The sequence below is a fragment of the Streptomyces sp. NPDC006602 genome (genome assembly GCF_042870385.1).
Lineage (GTDB): Bacteria > Actinomycetota > Actinomycetes > Streptomycetales > Streptomycetaceae > Streptomyces.
The window spans coordinates 25,982-45,443 of the sequence record NZ_JBIAHG010000003.1; the positions used below are offsets into that span (position 1 = coordinate 25,982).

General features: G+C 70.2%; 14 protein-coding genes. 5 read left to right on the forward strand and 9 right to left on the reverse strand.

What is annotated here, in order from left to right; translation table 11 throughout:
• Positions 1–35: 35 nt before the first annotated feature.
• Positions 36–494: a PPOX class F420-dependent oxidoreductase gene (locus ACFYO2_RS08865; protein ID WP_388346171.1), complete on the reverse strand. Its 459-nt coding sequence runs from the start codon at positions 492–494 to the stop codon at positions 36–38.
• A gap of 178 nt (positions 495–672) precedes the next feature.
• On the opposite strand from ACFYO2_RS08865, the gene ACFYO2_RS08870 reads away from it, so the two are divergent.
• Positions 673–1,380 carry an XRE family transcriptional regulator gene (locus ACFYO2_RS08870; RefSeq protein WP_388346174.1) on the forward strand — a complete coding sequence of 236 codons (708 nt, stop codon included), beginning with the start codon at positions 673–675 and terminating at the stop codon, positions 1,378–1,380.
• A 25-nt stretch (positions 1,381–1,405) separates the two neighbouring features.
• Here ACFYO2_RS08870 and ACFYO2_RS08875 read toward each other — a convergent pair whose 3' ends face one another.
• Positions 1,406–2,431, reverse strand: a complete 1,026-nt coding sequence (locus ACFYO2_RS08875; protein ID WP_388346177.1) for an ATP-dependent 6-phosphofructokinase — start codon at positions 2,429–2,431, stop codon at positions 1,406–1,408.
• A gap of 238 nt (positions 2,432–2,669) precedes the next feature.
• On the opposite strand from ACFYO2_RS08875, the gene pta reads away from it, so the two are divergent.
• From pta to pyk, 3 genes are all read left to right on the forward strand, one after another.
• A complete protein-coding gene (gene pta / locus ACFYO2_RS08880) occupies positions 2,670–4,784 on the forward strand; it encodes a phosphate acetyltransferase (RefSeq protein WP_388346179.1) in 2,115 nt (704 codons plus the stop codon).
• On the forward strand, positions 4,781–6,040 hold the full coding sequence (locus ACFYO2_RS08885; RefSeq protein ID WP_388346182.1) for an acetate kinase: 1,260 nt from the start codon (positions 4,781–4,783) through the stop codon (positions 6,038–6,040). Before pta ends, ACFYO2_RS08885 begins: the two co-directional genes overlap by 4 nt.
• A 73-nt stretch (positions 6,041–6,113) precedes the next feature.
• Positions 6,114–7,541: a pyruvate kinase gene (pyk, locus tag ACFYO2_RS08890; protein WP_388346185.1), complete on the forward strand. Its 1,428-nt coding sequence runs from the start codon at positions 6,114–6,116 to the stop codon at positions 7,539–7,541.
• Positions 7,542–7,647: 106 nt separating this feature from the next.
• Here pyk and ACFYO2_RS08895 read toward each other — a convergent pair whose 3' ends face one another.
• The 7 genes from ACFYO2_RS08895 to ACFYO2_RS08925 all read right to left on the reverse strand — a co-directional run bounded on the left by ACFYO2_RS08895 (position 7,648) and on the right by ACFYO2_RS08925 (position 18,325).
• A complete protein-coding gene (locus tag ACFYO2_RS08895) occupies positions 7,648–8,196 on the reverse strand; it encodes a hypothetical protein (protein WP_388346186.1) in 549 nt (182 codons plus the stop codon).
• Entirely contained in the window at positions 8,193–12,623 is a 4,431-nt protein-coding gene (locus tag ACFYO2_RS08900; RefSeq protein WP_388346188.1) for a polymorphic toxin-type HINT domain-containing protein, read from the reverse strand. Before ACFYO2_RS08900 ends, ACFYO2_RS08895 begins: the two co-directional genes overlap by 4 nt.
• A 69-nt stretch (positions 12,624–12,692) precedes the next feature.
• Entirely contained in the window at positions 12,693–13,643 is a 951-nt protein-coding gene (locus ACFYO2_RS08905; RefSeq protein WP_388346190.1) for an FG-GAP repeat domain-containing protein, read from the reverse strand.
• Between the two features lie 285 nt (positions 13,644–13,928).
• Complete coding sequence (locus tag ACFYO2_RS08910) at positions 13,929–15,260, reverse strand: hypothetical protein (protein ID WP_388346192.1); 1,332 nt, start codon at positions 15,258–15,260, stop codon at positions 13,929–13,931.
• Complete coding sequence (locus tag ACFYO2_RS08915; protein WP_388346195.1) at positions 15,250–15,846, reverse strand: DUF6114 domain-containing protein; 597 nt, start codon at positions 15,844–15,846, stop codon at positions 15,250–15,252. Before ACFYO2_RS08915 ends, ACFYO2_RS08910 begins: the two co-directional genes overlap by 11 nt.
• A 191-nt stretch (positions 15,847–16,037) precedes the next feature.
• A complete protein-coding gene (locus tag ACFYO2_RS08920; RefSeq protein ID WP_388346198.1) occupies positions 16,038–16,694 on the reverse strand; it encodes a DUF6230 family protein in 657 nt (218 codons plus the stop codon).
• Positions 16,695–17,344: 650 nt separating this feature from the next.
• The gene (locus tag ACFYO2_RS08925) at positions 17,345–18,325 is read right to left on the reverse strand and encodes a tetratricopeptide repeat protein (RefSeq protein ID WP_388346201.1); all 981 of its coding nucleotides are present in this window, start codon (positions 18,323–18,325) and stop codon (positions 17,345–17,347) included.
• Positions 18,326–18,570: 245 nt separating this feature from the next.
• Here ACFYO2_RS08925 and ACFYO2_RS08930 point away from each other — a divergent pair, with 245 nt between their 5' ends.
• The gene (locus ACFYO2_RS08930) at positions 18,571–19,194 is read left to right on the forward strand and encodes a TetR/AcrR family transcriptional regulator (RefSeq protein WP_388346204.1); all 624 of its coding nucleotides are present in this window, start codon (positions 18,571–18,573) and stop codon (positions 19,192–19,194) included.
• Positions 19,195–19,462 lie beyond the last annotated feature (268 nt).

Genomic DNA, 19,462 nt, shown 5'->3' on the forward strand with positions numbered 1-19,462 from the left:
TCCGCGGCGAGGGCCCCCGAACGCCGTTCCGCCCGTCACCCCTCCGGCAACACCCCCGGCCGGAACGGCTCCACCCCCACCACCCGGCGCACCCGCACCGGCTCGATCAGCAGCATCACCCGGCGCTCACCGGGCAGCAGCCACGGGTACTTGTCCTCCCCGATGTACTTCCGGGTGAGCCGGTCCATGGACGCGTCCGCCTCCTCTCCCTCCACGAACCGGACGACCCGCCCCCGGATCTCCACGCGGTCGTAGGGGTTGTCGGGGTCGTGGTGGGAGAGGGAAACGTTCGGATTGCGCCGCAGGTTCTCCTCCTTCACACGGCCGATCGCCGTGTTGACCATGACGTACTCGCCTTCGATGTCCGCCCACATGGGCGAGACCTGCGGAGTGCCGTCCGGGCCGACCGTCGCGAGGTGCCAGAAGTTCGGCGCCTGCAGTCGCTCGCGAATATGCCCCTCTACCTTGCCATTCACCTCGTACACGAAAGCCACGCTCCTCCCGGGCACCCGCCCGGGCGGCCCGCCGCCATCCTCGCCACCGCCCACGCACCGCGGACAGACGATCTTCGGCCACTCCGAACAAGTGGCCGGAACCGTACATTCATACAATGCGTGATACTGGCCGAACAGACCGTAGTCAACGCAGCCCCGCGCCCCTACGTTGAGGCCCGTGCGCCGACCCCCAGCTCTCCCGAACCAGCCCGGTCCCCCGTTCAACGCCCCAGCCGCCCGCAGACTCCGTGCCGCACTCAGCATGGGGCCCGAACACGTCGCCTACGACATGCGTGCCTCGTTCGGGCTGCCCTACGTCACCCCGGACCTCGTCATGGCCTGGGAACGCGGGACGGTCTCCCCCACCAGCCCCGAACTCACCGCTCTCGCGGGTGTGTTGTGGTGCTCCCCCGGTGAACTCATCGACCGGCCGCGCACCTTGCGCGAGCACCGCATCACCCGCGGCCTCGCGCCAGAGGACGTCGCGCGCGGCGTCGGGCTCGAACTCCTCGCGTATCTCCACATGGAGGAGCACGACGAATGGCGCGGCACCGACCGTCAGTCCGCCGCGCTCGCCGAGCTGCTCGACCTGTCGCTGCCGGACTTCGTCACCGTCACGGGCCGCGAGGCACGGCTCGCCGAGCACCTGCGCAGTGCCGTGACCACCCGCTGGCAGGGGTACGTCCGCCCGGTCACGAAGCTCCTCCCCCTGGACCGGCGCCTGGTGGAGGACACCCTCCAGGAGCTGCACCGGGAGTACCAGGGGCAGATGGTCGCCACGCTCAGCTGGGGCGGCGACAGCGGTCCCGCCGGTGAGGCCGGCCGGGACTTCCTCGACCGGATCGTGGACCGGTTCTGGAACACGGTCCGCGACAACACCGGGTAGAGAAGAAACTCGGCAGGCCCGCGGCCTAGAAGACCGACTCCGCCTCGTCCATCCGATCCTTCGGCACCGTCTTCAGCTCGGTCACGGCCTCCGCCAGCGGCACCATCATCACGTCGCTGCCCCTGAGCGCGGTCATCCGGCCGAAGTCTCCTCGGTGCGCGGCCTCCACCGCGTGCCAGCCGAAGCGGGTGGCGAGGACGCGGTCGAAGGCGGTCGGTGTGCCGCCGCGCTGGACGTGGCCGAGGATGACCGGCTTGGCCTCCTTGCCGAGGCGGCGCTCCAGCTCGAAGGCCAGTGCCGTGCCGATGCCCTGGAAGCGCTCGTGTCCGAACTGGTCGATCGCGCCCTTGCCGTAGTCCATGGTGCCCTCGGCGGGGTGGGCGCCCTCGGCGACGCAGATCACGGCGAACTTCTTGCCGCGGGAGAAGCGCTCCTCGACCATCTTGACCAGGTCGGCCGGGTCGAAGGGGCGCTCGGGCAGGCAGATGCCGTGGGCGCCGGCCGCCATGCCGGACTCCAGGGCGATCCAGCCCGCGTGCCGGCCCATGACCTCGACGACCATGACGCGCTGGTGGGACTCGGCGGTGGTCTTGAGGCGGTCCATGGCCTCGGTGGCGACACCGACCGCGGTGTCGAAGCCGAAGGTGCGGTCGGTGGAGGAGATGTCGTTGTCGATGGTCTTCGGGACGCCGACCACCGGCAGGCCCGCGTCGGACAGCATCCGGGCGGCGGTCAGGGTGCCCTCGCCGCCGATCGGGATCAGGGCGTCGATGCCGAAGTCGCGGGCTTCCTCGGCGAGGTGCACGCAGGCCTCGCGCAGCCGGTCGCGTTCCAGGCGGGAGGAGCCGAGGATGGTGCCGCCACGGGCCAGGATGCCGCTGACGTCGTTAAGGTCGAGGGCGCGGTAGCGGCCGTCGAGCAGACCCGCGAAACCGTCCTCGAAGCCGATGACCTCGTCCTCGTAGTTGTCGACCGCTCGGTGCACGACCGACCGGATCACGGCGTTCAGGCCGGGGCAGTCGCCGCCTGCGGTGAGAACTCCGATACGCATCGTGCTGTGTCTCCTGCTCGCTGTTGATACCGGTGAGCCAGGCTCGATTCTTTCACGTCCCGCAGGTGGGCGCCGCATGCCATCCCGACGGGTGCCTTATCCATGGTGAGAGGTATTGTCAAGAGGGTTCTGCTCACCTCGGTGGGCAATTTTTGTGACGGCACCGATTTCCTGTGACAGCAGCGAAAACCCCCCACGAGACACCGACAACCACCCACCCACGAAACGGAGAGCACGCGTGACCCGCAGCGTGTACGTGACCGGCATCGACCGCGGCGACGGCCGCCAGGTCGTCGAACTGGGGGTCATGGAACTCCTGACCCGCCAGGTCGACCGGGTGGGCGTGTTCCGGCCCCTTGTCCACGACGGCCCGGATCGGCTGTTCGAGCTGCTGCGGGCCCGCTATCGGCTGTCCCAGGACCCCGGCACCGTCTACGGCATGGACTACCACGAGGCGTCCGCCCTCCAGGCCGAGCGGGGTGCCGACGAGCTGGTGTCGACGCTGGTCGACCGGTTCCACCTGGTCGCGCGGGAGTACGACGTCGTCCTCGTCCTCGGCACCGACTACGCCGACACCCAGTTCCCCGACGAGCTGTCCCTCAACGCCCGGCTGGCGAACGAGTTCGGCGCCTCCGTGATCCCGGTGGTGGGCGGCCGTAAGCAGACCGCGGAGTCCGTGCTCGCCGAGACCCGCAACGCCTTCCGGGCGTACGAGGGTCTCGGCTGCGACGTCCTCGCCATGGTCGCCAACCGGGTCGCCCGCGAGGACCGGGACGAGATCGCCGAGCAGCTCGACAGCCGGCTCCCCGTGCCCTGCTACGTCCTGCCCGACGAGCCCGCCCTCTCCTCGCCGACCGTCGCCCAGGTCGCCCACGCGCTCGGCGCCAAGGTCGTCCTCGGCGACGACTCGGGGCTCGCCCGGGACGCGCTGGACTTCGTCTTCGGCGGGGCGATGCTGCCGAACTTCCTGGGCGCGCTGACCCCGGGCTGCCTGGTCGTCACCCCCGGCGACCGCGCCGACCTGGTCGTCGGCTCGCTGGCCGCGCACAGCGCCGGCACCCCGCCGATAGCGGGCGTCCTGCTCACCCTGAACGAGGTGCCGAGCGACGCCGTCCTCACCCTCGCCGCCCGCCTCGCTCCCGGCACCCCGGTGCTCTCGGTGCCCGGCAACAGCTTCCCCACCGCCGCCGAACTCTTCTCCCTGGAGGGGAAGTTGAACGCGGCGACCCCGCGCAAGGCGGAGACCGCGCTCGGCATCTTCGAGCGCTACGCCGACACCGCCGAGCTCAACCGGCGGGTCTCCGCGCCGAGCAGCGACCGCCTCACGCCGATGATGTTCGAGCACAAGCTCCTGGAGCAGGCCCGCACCGACCGGCGGCGCGTCGTGCTGCCCGAGGGCACCGAGCCGCGCGTCCTGCACGCCGCCGAGGTGCTGCTGCGCCGCGGGGTCTGCGACCTCACCCTGCTCGGCCCGGTCGACCAGATCCGCAAGAAGGCCGCCGACCTCGGCATCGACCTGGGCGACGCCCAGCTGATCGACCCGGCCACCAGCGAGCTGCGCGACGCCTTCGCCGAGCGGTACGCGGCGCTGCGCGCCCACAAGGGCGTCACGGTGGAGCTGGCGTACGACGTGGTCTCCGACGTGAACTACTTCGGCACTCTGATGGTGCAGGAGGGCCTCGCCGACGGCATGGTGTCGGGCTCGGTGCACTCCACGGCCGCGACCATCCGCCCCGGCTTCGAGATCATCAAGACCAAGCCGGACGCCGACATCGTCTCGTCCGTGTTCTTCATGTGCCTGGCCGACAAGGTCCTGGTCTACGGCGACTGCGCGGTGAACCCCGACCCGAACGCCGAGCAGCTCGCCGACATCGCCATCCAGTCGGCCGCCACCGCCGAGCAGTTCGGCGTGGAGGCGCGGATCGCGATGCTGTCGTACTCGACCGGTACGTCCGGCTCGGGCGCCGACGTCGACAAGGTGCGCGAGGCGACCGAGCTGGTGCGGCAGCGCAGGCCCGACCTGAAGATCGAGGGGCCCATCCAGTACGACGCGGCCGTCGAGCCGTCGGTCGCACAGACCAAGCTGCCGGGCTCCGAAGTCGCCGGCCAGGCCAGCGTGTTGATCTTCCCGGACCTGAACACCGGCAACAACACCTACAAGGCCGTGCAACGTTCGGCGGGCGCGATCGCCGTCGGGCCGGTGCTGCAGGGTCTGCGCAAGCCGGTCAACGACCTGTCCCGGGGCGCTCTCGTCCAGGACATCGTCAACACCGTCGCCATCACGGCCATCCAGGCCCAGTCCCCCGACCTGTCCCCCGCTTCCGCCCCGACCGAGAAAGCCACCGCCCAGTGAGCTCCCACCCGTCTCCCACCACCGCCCTGCCCGACGAGCTGCGCTCGACCCCCTCTTCTCGCGTCCTCGTCCTCAACTCCGGTTCGTCGTCGGTGAAGTACCAGCTGCTCGACATGCGGGACAGCAGCCGGCTGGCCATGGGACTCGTCGAGCGCATCGGCGAGGAGACCTCCCGGCTGAAGCACACGCCGGTCGCCTCCGGCGTGTCCCGTGAGCGGACCGGCCCGATCGCCGACCACGACGCCGCGCTGAAGGCCGTAGCGGAAGAACTGTCGAAGGACGGGCTCGGGCTGGACTCGCCGGAGCTGGCCGCGATAGGGCACCGGGTGGTGCACGGCGGGCAGTCGTTCACCGAGCCGACGGTCATCGACGGCGCGGTGCTCGCCGAGATCGAGCGGCTGATCCCGGTGGCCCCGCTGCACAACCCGGCGAACCTGACCGGCATCCGCACCGCGCAGGCGCTGCGGCCCGACCTCCCCCAGGTCGCCGTCTTCGACACCGCGTTCCATACGACGATGCCGGAGTCGGCCGCCCGCTACGCGATCGACGTGCAGACCGCCGACGAGCACCGGATCCGGCGCTACGGCTTCCACGGGACCTCGCACGCGTACGTCTCCCGGGCGACGGCGAAGCTGCTGGGCAAGTCGCCGGAAGAGGTGAACGTGATCGTGCTGCACCTGGGCAACGGGGCGTCCGCCTCGGCGGTCAGGGGCGGCCGGTGCGTCGACACCTCCATGGGGCTGACGCCTTTGGAGGGGCTCGTGATGGGTACGCGCTCCGGAGACGTGGACCCGGCCGTCATCTTCCATTTGATGCGTGTTGGCAAAATGTCCACGGACGAGATCGACACTCTTCTCAACAAGAAGAGCGGATTGATCGGTCTGTGCGGGGACAACGACATGCGGGAGATCCGCCGCAGGATCGACGAGGGTGACGAACAGGCACAACTGGCCTTCGACATCTACATTCACCGCTTGAAGAAGTACATCGGCGCCTATTACGCGGTGCTCGGCCGGGTGGACGCGATCGCGTTCACGGCCGGGGTCGGCGAGAACGCGGCGCCGGTGCGGGAGGCCGCCGTGGCGGGCCTGGAGGAGCTGGGCCCGGTGGTGGACGGCGAGCTGAACGCGATACGCAGTGACGAGCCGCGGCTGATCTCGCCCGCCCACGCGCGCGTGGCGGTCGCCGTGGTTCCGACGGACGAAGAACTGGAAATCGCCACCCAGACTTACGCACTGGTGGAAAAGAACAACTGAGCACCCACCCGCCCATTTGTATCTTCCACCAGACGGAATATTCCGTAGCGAAACAAACCGATAGGATCGCCCCATGCGCCGTTCGAAAATCGTTTGTACTCTCGGCCCCGCGGTCGACTCCCACGAGCAGCTGGTGTCGCTGATCGAGGCCGGCATGAACGTGGCCCGCTTCAACTTCAGCCACGGCTCCCACGCCGAGCACCAGGGTCGATACGACCGTGTCCGCGCCGCCTCCAAGGAGACCGGCCGCGCCATCGGCGTCCTCGCCGACCTGCAGGGCCCGAAGATCCGCCTCGAGACCTTCGCCGAGGGTCCGGTCGAGCTGGAGCGTGGTGACGAGTTCGTCATCACCACCGAGGACGTGCCCGGTGACAAGCAGATCTGCGGCACGACCTACAAGGGCCTGCCCGGTGACGTGACCAAGGGCGACCAGATCCTGATCAACGACGGCAACGTCGAGCTCAAGGTCACCGAGGTCGCGGGCCACCGGGTCAAGACCATCGTCATCGAGGGCGGTGTCGTCTCCGACCACAAGGGCATCAACCTGCCGGGCGCGGCCGTGAACGTCCCGGCGCTGTCCGAGAAGGACGTCGAGGACCTGCGCTTCGCGCTGCGCATGGGCTGCGACATGGTCGCGCTGTCCTTCGTGCGGGACGCGAAGGACGTCGCGGACGTCCACAAGGTGATGGACGAGGAGGGCCGCCGGGTCCCCGTCATCGCCAAGGTGGAGAAGCCGCAGGCGGTGGAGAACATGGACGCCGTCGTCGCGGCGTTCGACGCCGTGATGGTGGCCCGTGGTGACCTGGCCGTCGAGTACCCGCTCGAGAAGGTCCCCATGGTGCAGAAGCGTCTGATCGAGCTGTGCCGGCGCAACGCCAAGCCGGTGATCGTGGCGACCCAGATGATGGAGTCGATGATCACCAACTCCCGCCCGACCCGCGCCGAGGCCTCCGACGTGGCCAACGCGATCCTGGACGGCGCGGACGCGGTCATGCTGTCGGCGGAGTCCTCGGTGGGCGCCTACCCGATCGAGACCGTCAAGACGATGTCGAAGATCGTCACCGCGGCCGAGCAGGAACTCATGTCGAAGGGCCTGCAGCCGCTGGTCCCCGGCAAGAAGCCGCGCACGCAAGGCGGTTCGGTCGCCCGTGCCGCCTGCGAGATCGCCGACTTCCTCGGCGGCCGGGGCCTGGTGGCCTTCACCCAGTCCGGCGACACCGCCCGCCGTCTGTCGCGCTACCGCGCGGTCCAGCCGATCATCGCCTTCACCACCGACGAGTCCACCCGCAACCAGCTCACCCTCAGCTGGGGCGTCGAGTCGCACGTCGTGCCGTTCGTCAACAGCACCGACGCGATGGTCGACCTGGTGGACCAGGAGATCACCAAGACCAAGCGCTTCAACCCGGGCGACATCGTCATCATCACCGCCGGCTCGCCCCCCGGCGTCGCCGGCACCACCAACATGCTGCGCGTCCACCACCTCGGCGGCACGAGCGACTGACGGGGCCCGAGGGCCTTCGGACCCCGGGCCCCTTGAAGGGCCTTGTACGGCGCTGAGGGCGCCCCCTGTGGCAGGGGGCGCCCTCAGGCGTTCTCGGCGGGGTCGGTCACGGCAGGTCGTCGGCCAGCCGCTCCCACTCCTGGAACTCATCCCAGCGGGGGTGATCCGCGAGGAGCGGGGCCAACGGTCGTACCGGAGCGAGCAGGCGCCGGATCATCCGGAGCGCCATGATCTGCTCGCGATCCAACTCCCGCCAGTGCGGGGCGGACCGGGCGGCCTCCTGCGCGGGCATGGGCATGGCGGCCAGCGCCCGTTCCAGCACGGCCTCCGGATCGAGCAGGGCGACGCCCGCACGCGGCCCCACCTGCCCCAGCAGCCAGGACCGCAGGCGCAGATCCCGCAACAGCCATTCATTGCGCTGCGGTCCGGTCGCCCGCTCGGCGCCCGCCAGCAGAGCCGTCCACGCCTGCCCGACCGCGTGCCATCGCTCGTCGCTGAGCCCGGTCGCATCGTCCTGGAGGCGGGCGGCGAACTGCTGGGCCGCGGCGATCCACTGGTTCACCTCCCCGTCGGCCAGGCTCGCGTCCGGCGCCGACCAGCGCCGCACATGGGCGTCGAGATCCAGGCGGTCGAGGCCGTCGAAGGGCCCGGTCACCCGAACATCACCCCGGCCGCCTCGAACATCTCCTTGCCGAGCTGTTCCGCTCCGCCGCCGGCAGCCCAGAAGGCGTCGCCCTCCTTGAAGAAGTGGCCGCTGTGGGCGTCGAGTCGCAGCCCGAAGTACTGCCCTGCTCCGCCCGCGATCTCGGCCTCACCGGCGGCCCGCACCGCGGCACCGCCGCTCAGCACCGGGTGGGAGAGTTCCTGTCCCTGCACCATCTTCGGCATGATCACCAGTTGTCCGTCCTGCAGCACGGCCCACTTGATCGGTTCGCCGTCCATGTCGATGTACCTGTCCCAGTCCGCGGAACCCGGCTTGGCCGGACGAACACCCATCCGCTCGGCGAGGGCGAGTTCCCGTTCCAGGGTGGCCGCCATGTTGTTCGGCCAGATCCGACAGGCATTGTGCACCAGCACCTTCGACGCGCCGACGAAGTAGGTGTGGTCGCCCTCGACCTCGAAGTTGAACACCTGGACCGGGCCGCGGTTCCTCGTCACCGACTCGACCCGCGCGTCCTTGCCGTCCAGGGTGGTCAGCCGGTCGCCGGGAAGCAGCGCCTCGGCACCCGTCCAGCCCTTGCCCCGCACCCAGAAGGGATGCTCGGTGGTGGCCCGGAGGGTTTCCGTGCCGATGTCGACGGAGACCAGGGCGTCGGCGGTGCGCTGCATCACCCCGGCGACCGTGCGCAGCCGACGCTCGCCCGTCTCCGGGTCCTGCGCCCAGACGCGGTCGCCGGCCTGGATCTCCTCGATCGGCCTGGTGCCGTGTTCGGTGGCGACCTTGGTACCGGCCGGGAAGCACATGGAGTTCAGGGCCTGCCGGCCGACGCTCTCCAGTCTGGCCGCCGCGGACGCCGACAGTCCCGAGCCGCGCAGACCCCAGATGGCACGGCCGATCCCGGACCCCCCGCGCACCGCGGTCCGGACCGCGAATGCCGCCTCCGCCGCCTTGATCAGCAGGCTCGGCAGGACGATGCTGCCCGCCAGCCACAGGCAGCTGCTCAGCTTGCGCTTCCAGCAGCCGACGATGTCGGCGACGGCGCCGGTGGCGATGGCCTTCAGGACGGACGCCGTGAGAGCCAGGCCGTCGACGTGGACGTTCTCCTCCTTGAAGGTGACGTCCAGGGGGGAGCTGGTGAGGTAGTCGCGCTGCAGGGCGGAACCGCAGCGGGACCGGTCCACACCAGGCAGCGGGCAGGACTCGATGTAGAAGTCCATCTCGCCGTAGATGTGGAACTCGAGGTCGATCTCGCAGCCGATCTCGCTCCCGGAGTGGGTGCCCACACAGTCGCTCAGCGGGTTGATGTCCACCTTCGAGTCGCCGCTGGGCTTCATCACGACACCCTCGACGCCGGTGCCGCCGCCGTCGGCGGTGCGCTCCTGCTCCTTGCGGTCCTCGAAGTCGACCTGCTGGGTACGGATGGCGGCCTGGGCGGCCTCCACGGCGAGGTTGCGGGCGTTGGCCGCCGCGGCCTCGGCCACGGTCGCGTCCTGCTCCGCCTTGTCGGCGACGGATCGCGCGGTGGAGGCGTCGGCCTCGGCCGCGTCGGCCGCGCTGCGGGCACTGGCCGCGTCCCGCTCGGCGTCGTCGGCGGAGGCGTCGGCCTCGGTGGCGTAGCCGTCGGCCGTGGTGGCCGCCGTCTGTGCGGCAGCGGCGTCCTCGACGGCCCGTCGGTCGTACTCGACGGTGTTGGCCTCGGACTTCTTCGCCGCCTTCGCGGACGCGGCCGCCGCGTCGGACGAGGCCTGCGCCGCCGCCGCGGACGCGGTGGCCTGCGCGGCCCACTCGGCCGCGTTCGCCGCGGCCTCGGCCGCGGCCTTGGCGTCGGCATCCGCCTTGGCCGCCAGCGCCTTGGCCTCGGCCGCCGCCTTCTTGGCCTGCGCCGCCTTGGCGTTGGCGACGGCGACCTGCTGCTGGGCGGCGGTCTTCGCCGCCTGCCCGGTCAGGACCGCGAGGCCCGCCGAGGAGTCGGTCTCCGCGTACGGGGAGCCCAGCTCGATGGCGTCGTTGGCCGGTTTGACGACCTGTGCCGCCGAGTCCCGGGCGGCCGCGGCGGCCTGCGCGGTGGAGTACGCGTGGCCGGCGGTGCGGATCGCGTCGGCACCCGCCAGAGTGGCCTCGGAGCGGGCGACCACGGCGTCGCCGCGTGCCTTGTCGGCGGCCTTGCGCGCGGTCTCGGCCTCGGCCTTGGCTGCGATGGCGTTCCACTTGGCGGCCTGGGACGCGGCGATCGCGTCGGCGGCGGCCGCGTGCGCCTTCTTCACCGCGGCCCCGGTGATCGCGACATCGCGCTTGGCGCCGTCCGCGGCGGCCTGGGCGCGCTGGGCGGCCCCCCGGGCCTTGGTGGCCGCCTCGCGGGCGTTGGTGGCCGCCTCGGTGGCCTCGTTCGCCGCCTGACGGGCGGCCGTGGCCGCGGCCGTCGCGTCGTCGGCCGCCGAGCGGGCCTTGGTGGCGGCCTGCCGTGCCTCGATGGCGGCGGCGGTGCCGTCCACGGCGGCGAGCAGTGCCTCCGCGGCCTCCGCCTTGGCGACCAGGGTGTCCCTGCGGTCCTCGGCGGCGAGGGCGCCGTTGCGGGCGTTCCTCGCCCGGCTCTCGGCGGCCAGCGCGGCGTCCTTCTTCTGGGCCGCCGTGGTCCCCGCGGCCTGCGCGTCGGACAGCTTGCCGGCCGCGACCTGCCGCTGGGACTGGGCGCGGCCCTCGGCATCGTGCGCCTTCTGCCGCTCGGCCGCGGCGACGTCCGCCTGCGACTTGGCGTAGTCCCGCTCGGCCTCGGCCTTCTGCCGCTTGGCCTTGGCGTCGGCCGCCGCGTTCTTCGCGGTCTGCTCGGCCGCCTTCGCCTTGGTCTCCGCGGCCTTGGCCTCGGCGGCGTGCTTGGCCGCCTCCTGGGCCTGGGCGGCGGCGCCCTCGGCGGCGGCCTTGGCCTGGGCCTCGGCCTCCTGGGCGGCGATGCGCCGGAACTCGGCCTTCGCAGCATGCGCCTGGGTGTTGGCAAGGGCGTTGAGCGTCTTGCTGTCGGCGGCGGAGGCGCGGGTCGCGTTGTACGCGGTCTCGGTCGCCTTCGCCGCCGCCTGAGTGGCGGCCGCGGACGCCTTGGCGACCTGGGCGGCCTGCTGGCCGTACATCAGACCACGGCCGCGCGGCAGACCGGCGTTGTCGGCGAGGGCGTACGCCTCGGTCTGGGCCTTGCCGACCTTCGCCGCCTGCGACTTGGCGGACAGGGCGGAGCGGGAGGCCACGAAGAGCCGGCCCGATGCGCGGCCCTGGGCGTTGGCGATCCACTTCTTGACGTTGGCGAAGTCGGTCGTCTCCGGGTACGAGAGGCCGGCCTTCTCCGGGTCCTGCTTGAGCCAGTACGCCTGCCAGTCGGTGAGGCGACTCGCGATCAGCGACTGGGCGAGCGCCTCGCCGAGGGCCTGCGAGGCCACCGTCAAATCGGAGTTGGCCTGCACCTCGGCGCGCAGGATGGTGTCCCGCTGGGTCTTCTGCCCGTCGACCTCCGCCTGCCACTCGGTGTGGGCTGTGGCGATTTCGGCGCCGAGCACCTTGTGCGGATCCGCCGGGTTGGTGTACGCGCAGGACGCGAAGCGGGCCTTGAGGTTCTCCACGTCGACCCGGAACTCCATCGAGTCCGGGTCGGGCGCGGCGGTCGGGAATCCGCCGTACTGGAGGAAGAGCCGGGCGTCGTCGGCGTACATGTCGTGCATGAACTGCAGTGACTCCCACGCCTGGCGGTCCTCGTAGTCCTCATGCGCGTCGGAGTCGTAGCGGGCGTTGTAGATCGCCGTGGCCGCGTCGACGGACACCTTGCTCGCCGTGGGGTGCGGGTCGGCGTAGAAGTCGCCCTCGTTCTTCCAGAACTGTCCGGTGACCCAGTTGCTCAGCTGAATCGTGTCGAAGGGGTTCTGGTCGTCCTTCACCCATTCGAAGCCGGTGACCGTGTAGCCCGGCGGGTTGGTTCCCCTGACGTCGAGGGATTCCTGCCACACGTACCTGCGGCCGTTCAGTTCGTCCAGCTTGGCGTCCGCGTCCTGCTTGTCCTTCGTGAAGGCCGTGGAGAGCGGAGTGGTCTCCCAGTACTCAGAGTTGGCGGCCGTGCGCAGTTGCTCCTCCGTGCCGATGAGCCCCGCGCGTGCCACCTCCTTCATCGCCGGGCCGCCCCGGCGCAGGACAGCGCCGAGCAGGCACTGGTCCTCGCGGACCTGGGCGGCCTTGTCGAGGTCGAAGGGCGTGCCCGGGTCGTCGGCACTCGCGGCGGTCTGCTGGTTCTGCGAGTTCTGGGTGAGACCGGGGAGTTGGCCCCCGGTGATCGCGACGGCGGTGGCGGTGGCCAGCGCAGTGGCGGTCAGGAGCCGGGACCATCTGCCCGGGGTCCTGGATATGGTCCGGCGGCTGCGCGAGGCCGGACGTGCGTGTGTACGCATGCGGAAGTGTCAGCCGATCTGCTGAGGAAGAAAGAGAGAAGGGAGGAGAGGCGCGAGGCGGGGGCGGGCTCAGAAGAGCAGGTTGTACTGGCCCCAGCCGCTGGCCCCGAGCTGCGTACGGGCCGCGAACGGCGCCGACGACTTGCCCGTGCCCTTGAACAGCCAGAGCGCGCCCGCGGCATCGGTGCCCAGCAGGTCGGTCTTGCCGTCTCCGTCGTTGTCGCCCGTCGAGAAGAGGGCGGTGTAGTCCTTCCACGCGGTCCCGGTGGCCGCGACGGCGACCCGGGTGCCGAACACGGCGTCCGCCGTGGCGTTGCCGGTGCCCGGGTAGATGTACAGCGCGCCGGCGGTCGTACGGGCGACCAGGTCGGCCTTGCCGTCACCGGTGTAGTCGCCACGGCCGGTGAGTTCGTCCATGCCGTTCCAACCGGACTTACCCGCCTGGACCTTGGCCGCGAGACCGCCGTCGGCCTTGCCCTGGTACAGCCACAGCGAGCCGTCCGCGGTGTGACGGGCCAGCAGGTCGGGGTGGGCGCTGCCGCCCAGGTTGCCCGCGGAGACCAGCAGGTTGAACTGATCCCAACCGGTCCCGATGACCTTGGTGTCGCCGCCGCGCTCGGCGGCGTAGTACAGCGTTCCGCCCATGCGGATGTACAGGTCGGTGCCGGTCAGATTGCGCGAGATGTTGGTCTGCACGAGCGCGGTGGCGCCGGAGTAGCCACCGCCCAGGTCGAACCTGGCGGTGAAGCCGCCGGTTCCCTTGGGCTCGTAGTCGAAGAGGCGGCCGTCCTTGTTCCGGGCGATGAGCGGGAACAGTCCGGTGCCGTCGGTGGCGACCGGCTGGGTCAACGGCGCGGACCGCTCGGTCGTGGAGGCTTCGGTCTCGGACGCTCTGTCCGTGGAAATTCCGGTCATGGGCGGCGCGGCGGTCGTCGCCGTCACCGCCAGTGCGGCGGTGACGGCTAGTCCGGCCGTGACCGCCGCCGCCCGGACCACCGAGCGGCTGACGAAAGTGAACATGGGAAGGGAGGCCCCCCTCGCTGGCGTGGTCGGCGGGGACCGCGCACAGCCGTCCCAGCCGAACCGCACTGGGTGGGCTTCCCCGGCGCCACCCCCCGCGCCGAGGCTGGTCATGGCCACGGCAACGTCCACCTTATGTGACTCCTGTGACTGGTGTGAAGATTTGTTGAAGCAAAACTTGAAGGGACATCTGATGCGAAAAGGGTTGTGGCCCGGTTCCTCCCGCGATCGCGGAAGGGAACCGGGCCACAACCTGTGTGCGGCTCCCGGAGGGGTTGGGGGGCCTCAGTCGGTGGTGTACTGCTGCATCCCGGGGACGTGCAGCGTTCCGCCGAACTGGGCGGCCTGGGTGATCTTCACGTTGGTGAAGTAGATCAGCGGGATGTTCAGCGGCGGCGGGTGCTCCGGGTCGAACGTGATCGGGATCAGCCCGAGCAGGTTGCCGGAGATGCTCTCGGTGTACATCACCGTGTCGCCGTCGGTGATCGTGGACGTGGAGCCCTTGGCCGCCTGCACGTGGTAGGTCTTCCCGTGCTCCTTGACCAGCTGGTGCAGGTCGCCGATGTCGGTGCCGCCGGAGATGACGTACTTCAGGACCTTCTTGGTCTTCCCACTGGCCGTCTTCACCTCGACGACGCCCTGGTAGTCCGCGCCCTTCAGCGTCAGCGAACTGGCCTCCAGATACCAGGGGTTGTCCGCTACCGCGATCTTGTTGTCGACGTCGCCCTCGGCCTCGGTGGCGACCGGGCAGTCCTCGGGGTCCGTGGTGGAGCTCGCGGAGGGGCTGGGGGTGGCCGTGGCGTCCGCGGCGGCCTCGGCCGCGTCCTCCACCGCCTTCGTGGTGTCCTCGGCCGCCTTCGACGCCGTGTCGGTGGTGTCCTTCACGGTGTCGTCGGCCGCGCCGGTGACCTTCTCGGTCGTCTCCTTGACGGCGTCGGAGGTGTCCTTGGCGGCGCTGTCGGTGCCTGCCGTGGTATCCGTGCTCTCCGAGGCGGAGGGGGACGCGGTTGGCGTCGGGCTCGCGCTCTCCGCCGCCTTGTCACCGCCGGTGAAGATGCCGGTGATCGCGTCGCCTATGTCCTCCAGCAGGTTGCCCCCGCTGTCGGACGGCGAGGGGCTCGCCGTGGCGGTGTCGCCGGAGGCGGAGTTGCTCTCCTTGCTCGGCGAGGCCGAGGCGGACGGGGTGGGGTCGGCCTTGTCGTCGGAACCTGAATCCGACGAAGAGGAGTCGCCCGAGCCAGAGGACGCGGAGGCCGAGGGCGACGGCTCCGCCGACTCGCCCTTGTCCTCGTCCGTCGACGCCTCGTCGCTCGACGAGGCGGACGGCGACGGCGTGGGCGACGCGGACGCGCCGTCCTCGTCGAGGGCCGCGAGGCAGTCCTTGTACTCGTCGGCCGTCAGGCTTTTCGAGGTCGGCTGCTCGTCGGCGAGTGCGAGCGTCGGCGTGAACCCGATGCCCATGAGGACCGCCGTCGGCATCGCCGCCATGGCTATCGCCTTGCCGGCGGGCATGTGGAACCTGGTGAACAACGGCTTCTTGGGCGCGGCGTGACGCGGTCCCGTTCTGACCCCGGTCGACAACTCGGGGCCCTCGCCGTGGCTTGCGTCAGCCGACACGGTACCCCCCGTTCGGATCGTCGGCCCAGGCAGCTTCGGGCTTCCTGTCCGCCGGTCCGCCGGTCGCGGGGTCCTGCGCCTGGTACGGCGCTCCCGGCTCACCCACGGCACTCTCGGGAGCGGTCTCCACGGCACCCTCGTCCGAGGGGCTCTGTTCCGCCTCGCGCGGTCCGGCGCCCGCCGCCTCCGGCTTGCCCGGCGCCCACGAGACGGCGAGTGCGCCACCGAGCAAAGCGAGAAGGAAGCCGACGATGAAGCCGCCTATGTTGGAGACGACCAGGGACACCAGGGCGAGGACGATCGACGCCACACCGGCGAAGACACGCGTGGCCTGCTGGAACCACATGGTCAGACCGAGTGTCACCAGCAGTACGCCGATGATGAGGGAGCCGGCGCCTCCGGTGGTCGCCATGGCGAGCGACATGGCACCCAACTTGAGGGTGGCGTAGGGGAAGTAGGCGATCGGCACCCCGCCGAGCAGGGTGAAGAGGCCTGCCCAGAACGGCCGGCTGCCCCGCCAGTCACGGAATCGCAGACGCAACCGGGTGAACGTCCCGGCGCTCTGGACCGGAGTCTCGGCACTCATGGAAAACAGCTCCCTGGGTCCGGTTGAAGTACGTACCGGCTCGGCCGTAGGCGTGGAGAAGCCGGAAGTCTGGGTATGTGCAAGTGCTCGGCGCAGGGCGTCGAGCCGGGCGAGCGGGGCGGAGAAGCGGCGAACTCCCCCGCCCCCATGGGCAGCTCAGCTGTCCAAGGACACCCCTACGGCTTGAGCCGTCAGAAGCACTCCATCTTGGGGTCGGTGCCGAGACGCATCTTCAGGCCGCTGAGCTTGAAGGTGCCCGCCGTGGTGGCCCACGCCGTCTGCTCGACGTCCGTCAGGTCGGCCGACTTCGCCTGCTGGGCGAAACCGCCCGGCAGGACGCTCGAGTCCTTGACCTCCGGACCCTTGCCGCCCTTGCTCTGGCTCGTGTCCTGGACCGCAACACCGATGTCGATGTCCTTGAACGTCGCGTCGGCGTCGAGCTGAGCGACGTCGATGTAGAGGTTCTCGGCCTCGACCTTGTGGTTCGCGTCCGGCCCGGCGTTGAGACGGAGGTAGATCGTCTTCCCTATGAGGGGAATCTCCGTCTTGACGGACTGGCACATGTCCGTGATCTGAGCGGTCCTGAACGACGAGATCGCGACGGGACGAACCGTCTTGTTCTTGCCGTCGGTCGACGTGTAACCAGTGTCGATGCCGCCGTACTGGGCAAAGCCCTGGCCCTCGAGATGTCCGGCCCGGACCTTGAACTCCTGGCCCGACACACTGAACGACGCGGCCAGCGCACCCTGCGCAAGCCCGACACCCACAGCCGCGGCCGCGGCGACGCTGGGCACCATGACCACAGCGAACCGCTTCCATCTGGTCCCGCCACGCACCTGGGACTCCATATTTCCTCCTTCTCGGACGTACATCTCCTGGCCCTGACTGCCCCTGTCGAAGCGACGGCTCAGCCGGGCAGGGATGGGAGAAGTGCTACGTCCTCGGGAAGGGGAGCGCCCGCGCTCGGAGGCGCGAACCGCACCCGAATCACCGGCGATCACCCCCGAGCGACAACCACTGGTCGCGCCTGACACGCATCACGCACAACCTTGCTGGACAGGCTTCGCCGATACGGCGAAGACCCCCCTGCCCAAGAGCCGACTCCACTGCCGTCGGCCCTACTCGGTGGGGACCCTGGGTTCCCGTCGACCCAACCGGCTGTCGGGGTACGGGAATGGACCGAGCGTGGCCGATCGTGGTGCATTCTCGCCGCCGACACAAGGGGGTTCGTTACTCGCTAGTAACGGCCGGATAACCGAACAACGACCCACTGGTCTCGGTCGACAACACTCGGTGTCAGATGGCGACTGGACAAAGCTATTGATCGTTGGACAGATTCCGACAGATCAACGCCCGCGACTTACTCCAAGTAACAGCGGCCGCGATTACCAAGATTTGGTAAAGCGCGGCCGCACTGGCCCCGTCCAGGCCAATCTTTCACTCGGGCATCACATGCCGTGACGTTTAGGGACTGGTCAGAACCGGGCTCCCACCCCGGTCAGAACAGGGCGCGCGCCAGCGCCCTGCGGGCCGCCGCGACACGCGGATCGTCGCCGCCGACCACGTCGAACAGCTCCAGCAGCCGCACACGTGCGGCATCCCGGTCGTCGCCCGCGGTGCGCTGCACGGTCTGGATGAGCCGCCCGAACGCGTCGTCGACATGCCCGCCCACCAGATCCAGGTCGGCGGCGGCGATCTGCGCCTCGATGTCGGCCGGCTTGTCGGCGGCGTCCTTGCGCACCTGCTGCGGGTCAAGGCCCTGCACGCGGTGGAGCAACTCGGCCTGGGCGAGGCCCAGTTTGGCCTCGCTGTTGCCCGGGTCGTCGCTCAGTACGTTCTTGTACGCCTGCACCGCACCGCCGAAGTCCCCGGCGTCCAGGGCGCGTACGGCGGCCTCGAGAAGCGCGTCGTACGGCCCCGCGGGCATCTCGGGAGCGGCCTCGGCGATCGCGCCCGGCTCGGCGTCGGGGTCGACGGTCAGACCGGTGAGCCCGAAGCGCTGCTCGGCGACCTGCACCAGTTGTTCGAGGGTCTCCCGGATCTGCGCCTCGGGGGCGGCACCCTGGAAGAGCGGCAGGGCCTGCCCGGCGACCACCGCGAAGACCGCCGGGATCCCCTGGATCCCGAACTGTTGCATCAACATCTGGTTGGCGTCGACGTCGATCTTGGCGAGGACGAAGCGTCCGTTGTACTCGACGGCCAGCCGCTCCAGGACGGGGCTCAGCTGCTTGCAGGGCTGGCACCACTCGGCCCAGAAGTCGATGACGACGGGCACTTCGGCGGACCGCTGCAGGACATCCTGCTCGAACCCGGCCTCATCGACGTCGATGACGAGATCGGCCGGCGAGACACCACCCGCGCCGCCGCCCTGCCGGGCGGCCTCGGCCCGCGCCTGCTCCGCCTTCGCCTTGGCCTCTTGGGCCGCCTTCACCGCGGCGAGGTCGACGACTCCGCTCATGGACATGTTCCGTGGCTGCATGCGTACATCCTCCCCCGTTCCCGCGCCCATGTGAAAAGCGATGTGAAAGCCGGTCGTCCCGGTCGTGCTCTCAGGCGTTCGGCGCCGGGTCCCCACCCCACGCCGTGCGTGTGTGCGTCACTCGCGTACGTCCATCACGAGCTTTCGCTACGGGTCGTAGCGTAATGGCACCGGGTGCCTCCGGAACACTGCAATCCGGTGATCTCTCTCACTGAGGATCAGGAACGGCCGGTTATCGTCGTGAGATGCAGAGTCGCACCCCCGCCAGTCGGACCGGGCGTCCGCGCAGCGCCGCCGCGGACGCCGCGATCCTGGCCGCGACGAGGGAGGCGCTGGTGGAGATCGGCTGGTCGAAACTCAGCCTGGGAGACGTCGCAACGAGGGCCGGGGTTGCAAAGACGACCCTCTATCGCCGCTGGGCCGGCAAGAACGAACTGGTCGTCGACGCGGTGGCGGAACTCTTCGACGAGCTGGAACTCCCCGACCGCGGCACCCTCGCCGCCGACATCGAGGGCGTCGTCCTCCAGTTCGCGGCGATCCTGGCCCGGCCGGAGGCCAGGAGCGGCCTGATGTCGGTCGTGGCGGAGTCGATGCGGGACGACGCCCTGCGCGAACGCATCCGGGCCTCGATCGTGGATCGCCAGAAGCTCCTCGTCCTGGAGGGCCGCGCACGCGCCCAGCAGCGCGGTGAGCTGCCGCCCGAGAGCGACCCCGAAGCGGCGGCTCGCACCGCCGACCTCATCTTCGACGTGATCGCGGGCGCGGTGGTGCACCGGGCCCTGGTAAGCGCCGAGCCCGTCGACACGGACTGGGCCCGAGCCTTCACCGGGCTCCTGCTGAACGGCCTGACCGCGTCGGCGACGGCCTGACGCCCGCTCCCACCCAGGGATCACCCACCGCCTAGCTCGCACCAGACAAGCTTCCCTCGCATGACAGGCGCGCCAAGGGAGTAATGCCCCCACCGGTCGGCCAGCTCTTCGACGATCCCCATCCCACGCCCCTCTTCACGGACCTTGTCCCACTCCAGCCCCGACTCGCGGCAGTGATCGAGCCAGTTGCCTGTGTGGTGCTGGTAGTTCTCGCGAGTACGTGGGGGATACAGCGTCGCCGCCGGCCACGGCTCCAGCAGTTCGTACG

Excerpts from the sequence above, each read along its gene's own strand:
- ACFYO2_RS08875 (WP_388346177.1), bottom strand. The coding sequence starts at position 2,431 with ATGCGTATCGGAGTTCTCACCGCAGGCGGCGACTGCCCCGGCCTGAAC.
- pyk (WP_388346185.1), top strand. The coding sequence starts at position 6,114 with ATGCGCCGTTCGAAAATCGTTTGTACTCTCGGCCCCGCGGTCGACTCC.
- ACFYO2_RS08900 (WP_388346188.1), bottom strand. The coding sequence starts at position 12,623 with ATGCGTACACACGCACGTCCGGCCTCGCGCAGCCGCCGGACCATATCC.
- ACFYO2_RS08905 (WP_388346190.1), bottom strand. The coding sequence starts at position 13,643 with ATGTTCACTTTCGTCAGCCGCTCGGTGGTCCGGGCGGCGGCGGTCACG.
- ACFYO2_RS08915 (WP_388346195.1), bottom strand. The coding sequence starts at position 15,846 with ATGAGTGCCGAGACTCCGGTCCAGAGCGCCGGGACGTTCACCCGGTTG.
- ACFYO2_RS08920 (WP_388346198.1), bottom strand. The coding sequence starts at position 16,694 with ATGGAGTCCCAGGTGCGTGGCGGGACCAGATGGAAGCGGTTCGCTGTG.
- ACFYO2_RS08925 (WP_388346201.1), bottom strand. The coding sequence starts at position 18,325 with ATGCAGCCACGGAACATGTCCATGAGCGGAGTCGTCGACCTCGCCGCG.
- ACFYO2_RS08930 (WP_388346204.1), top strand. The coding sequence starts at position 18,571 with ATGCAGAGTCGCACCCCCGCCAGTCGGACCGGGCGTCCGCGCAGCGCC.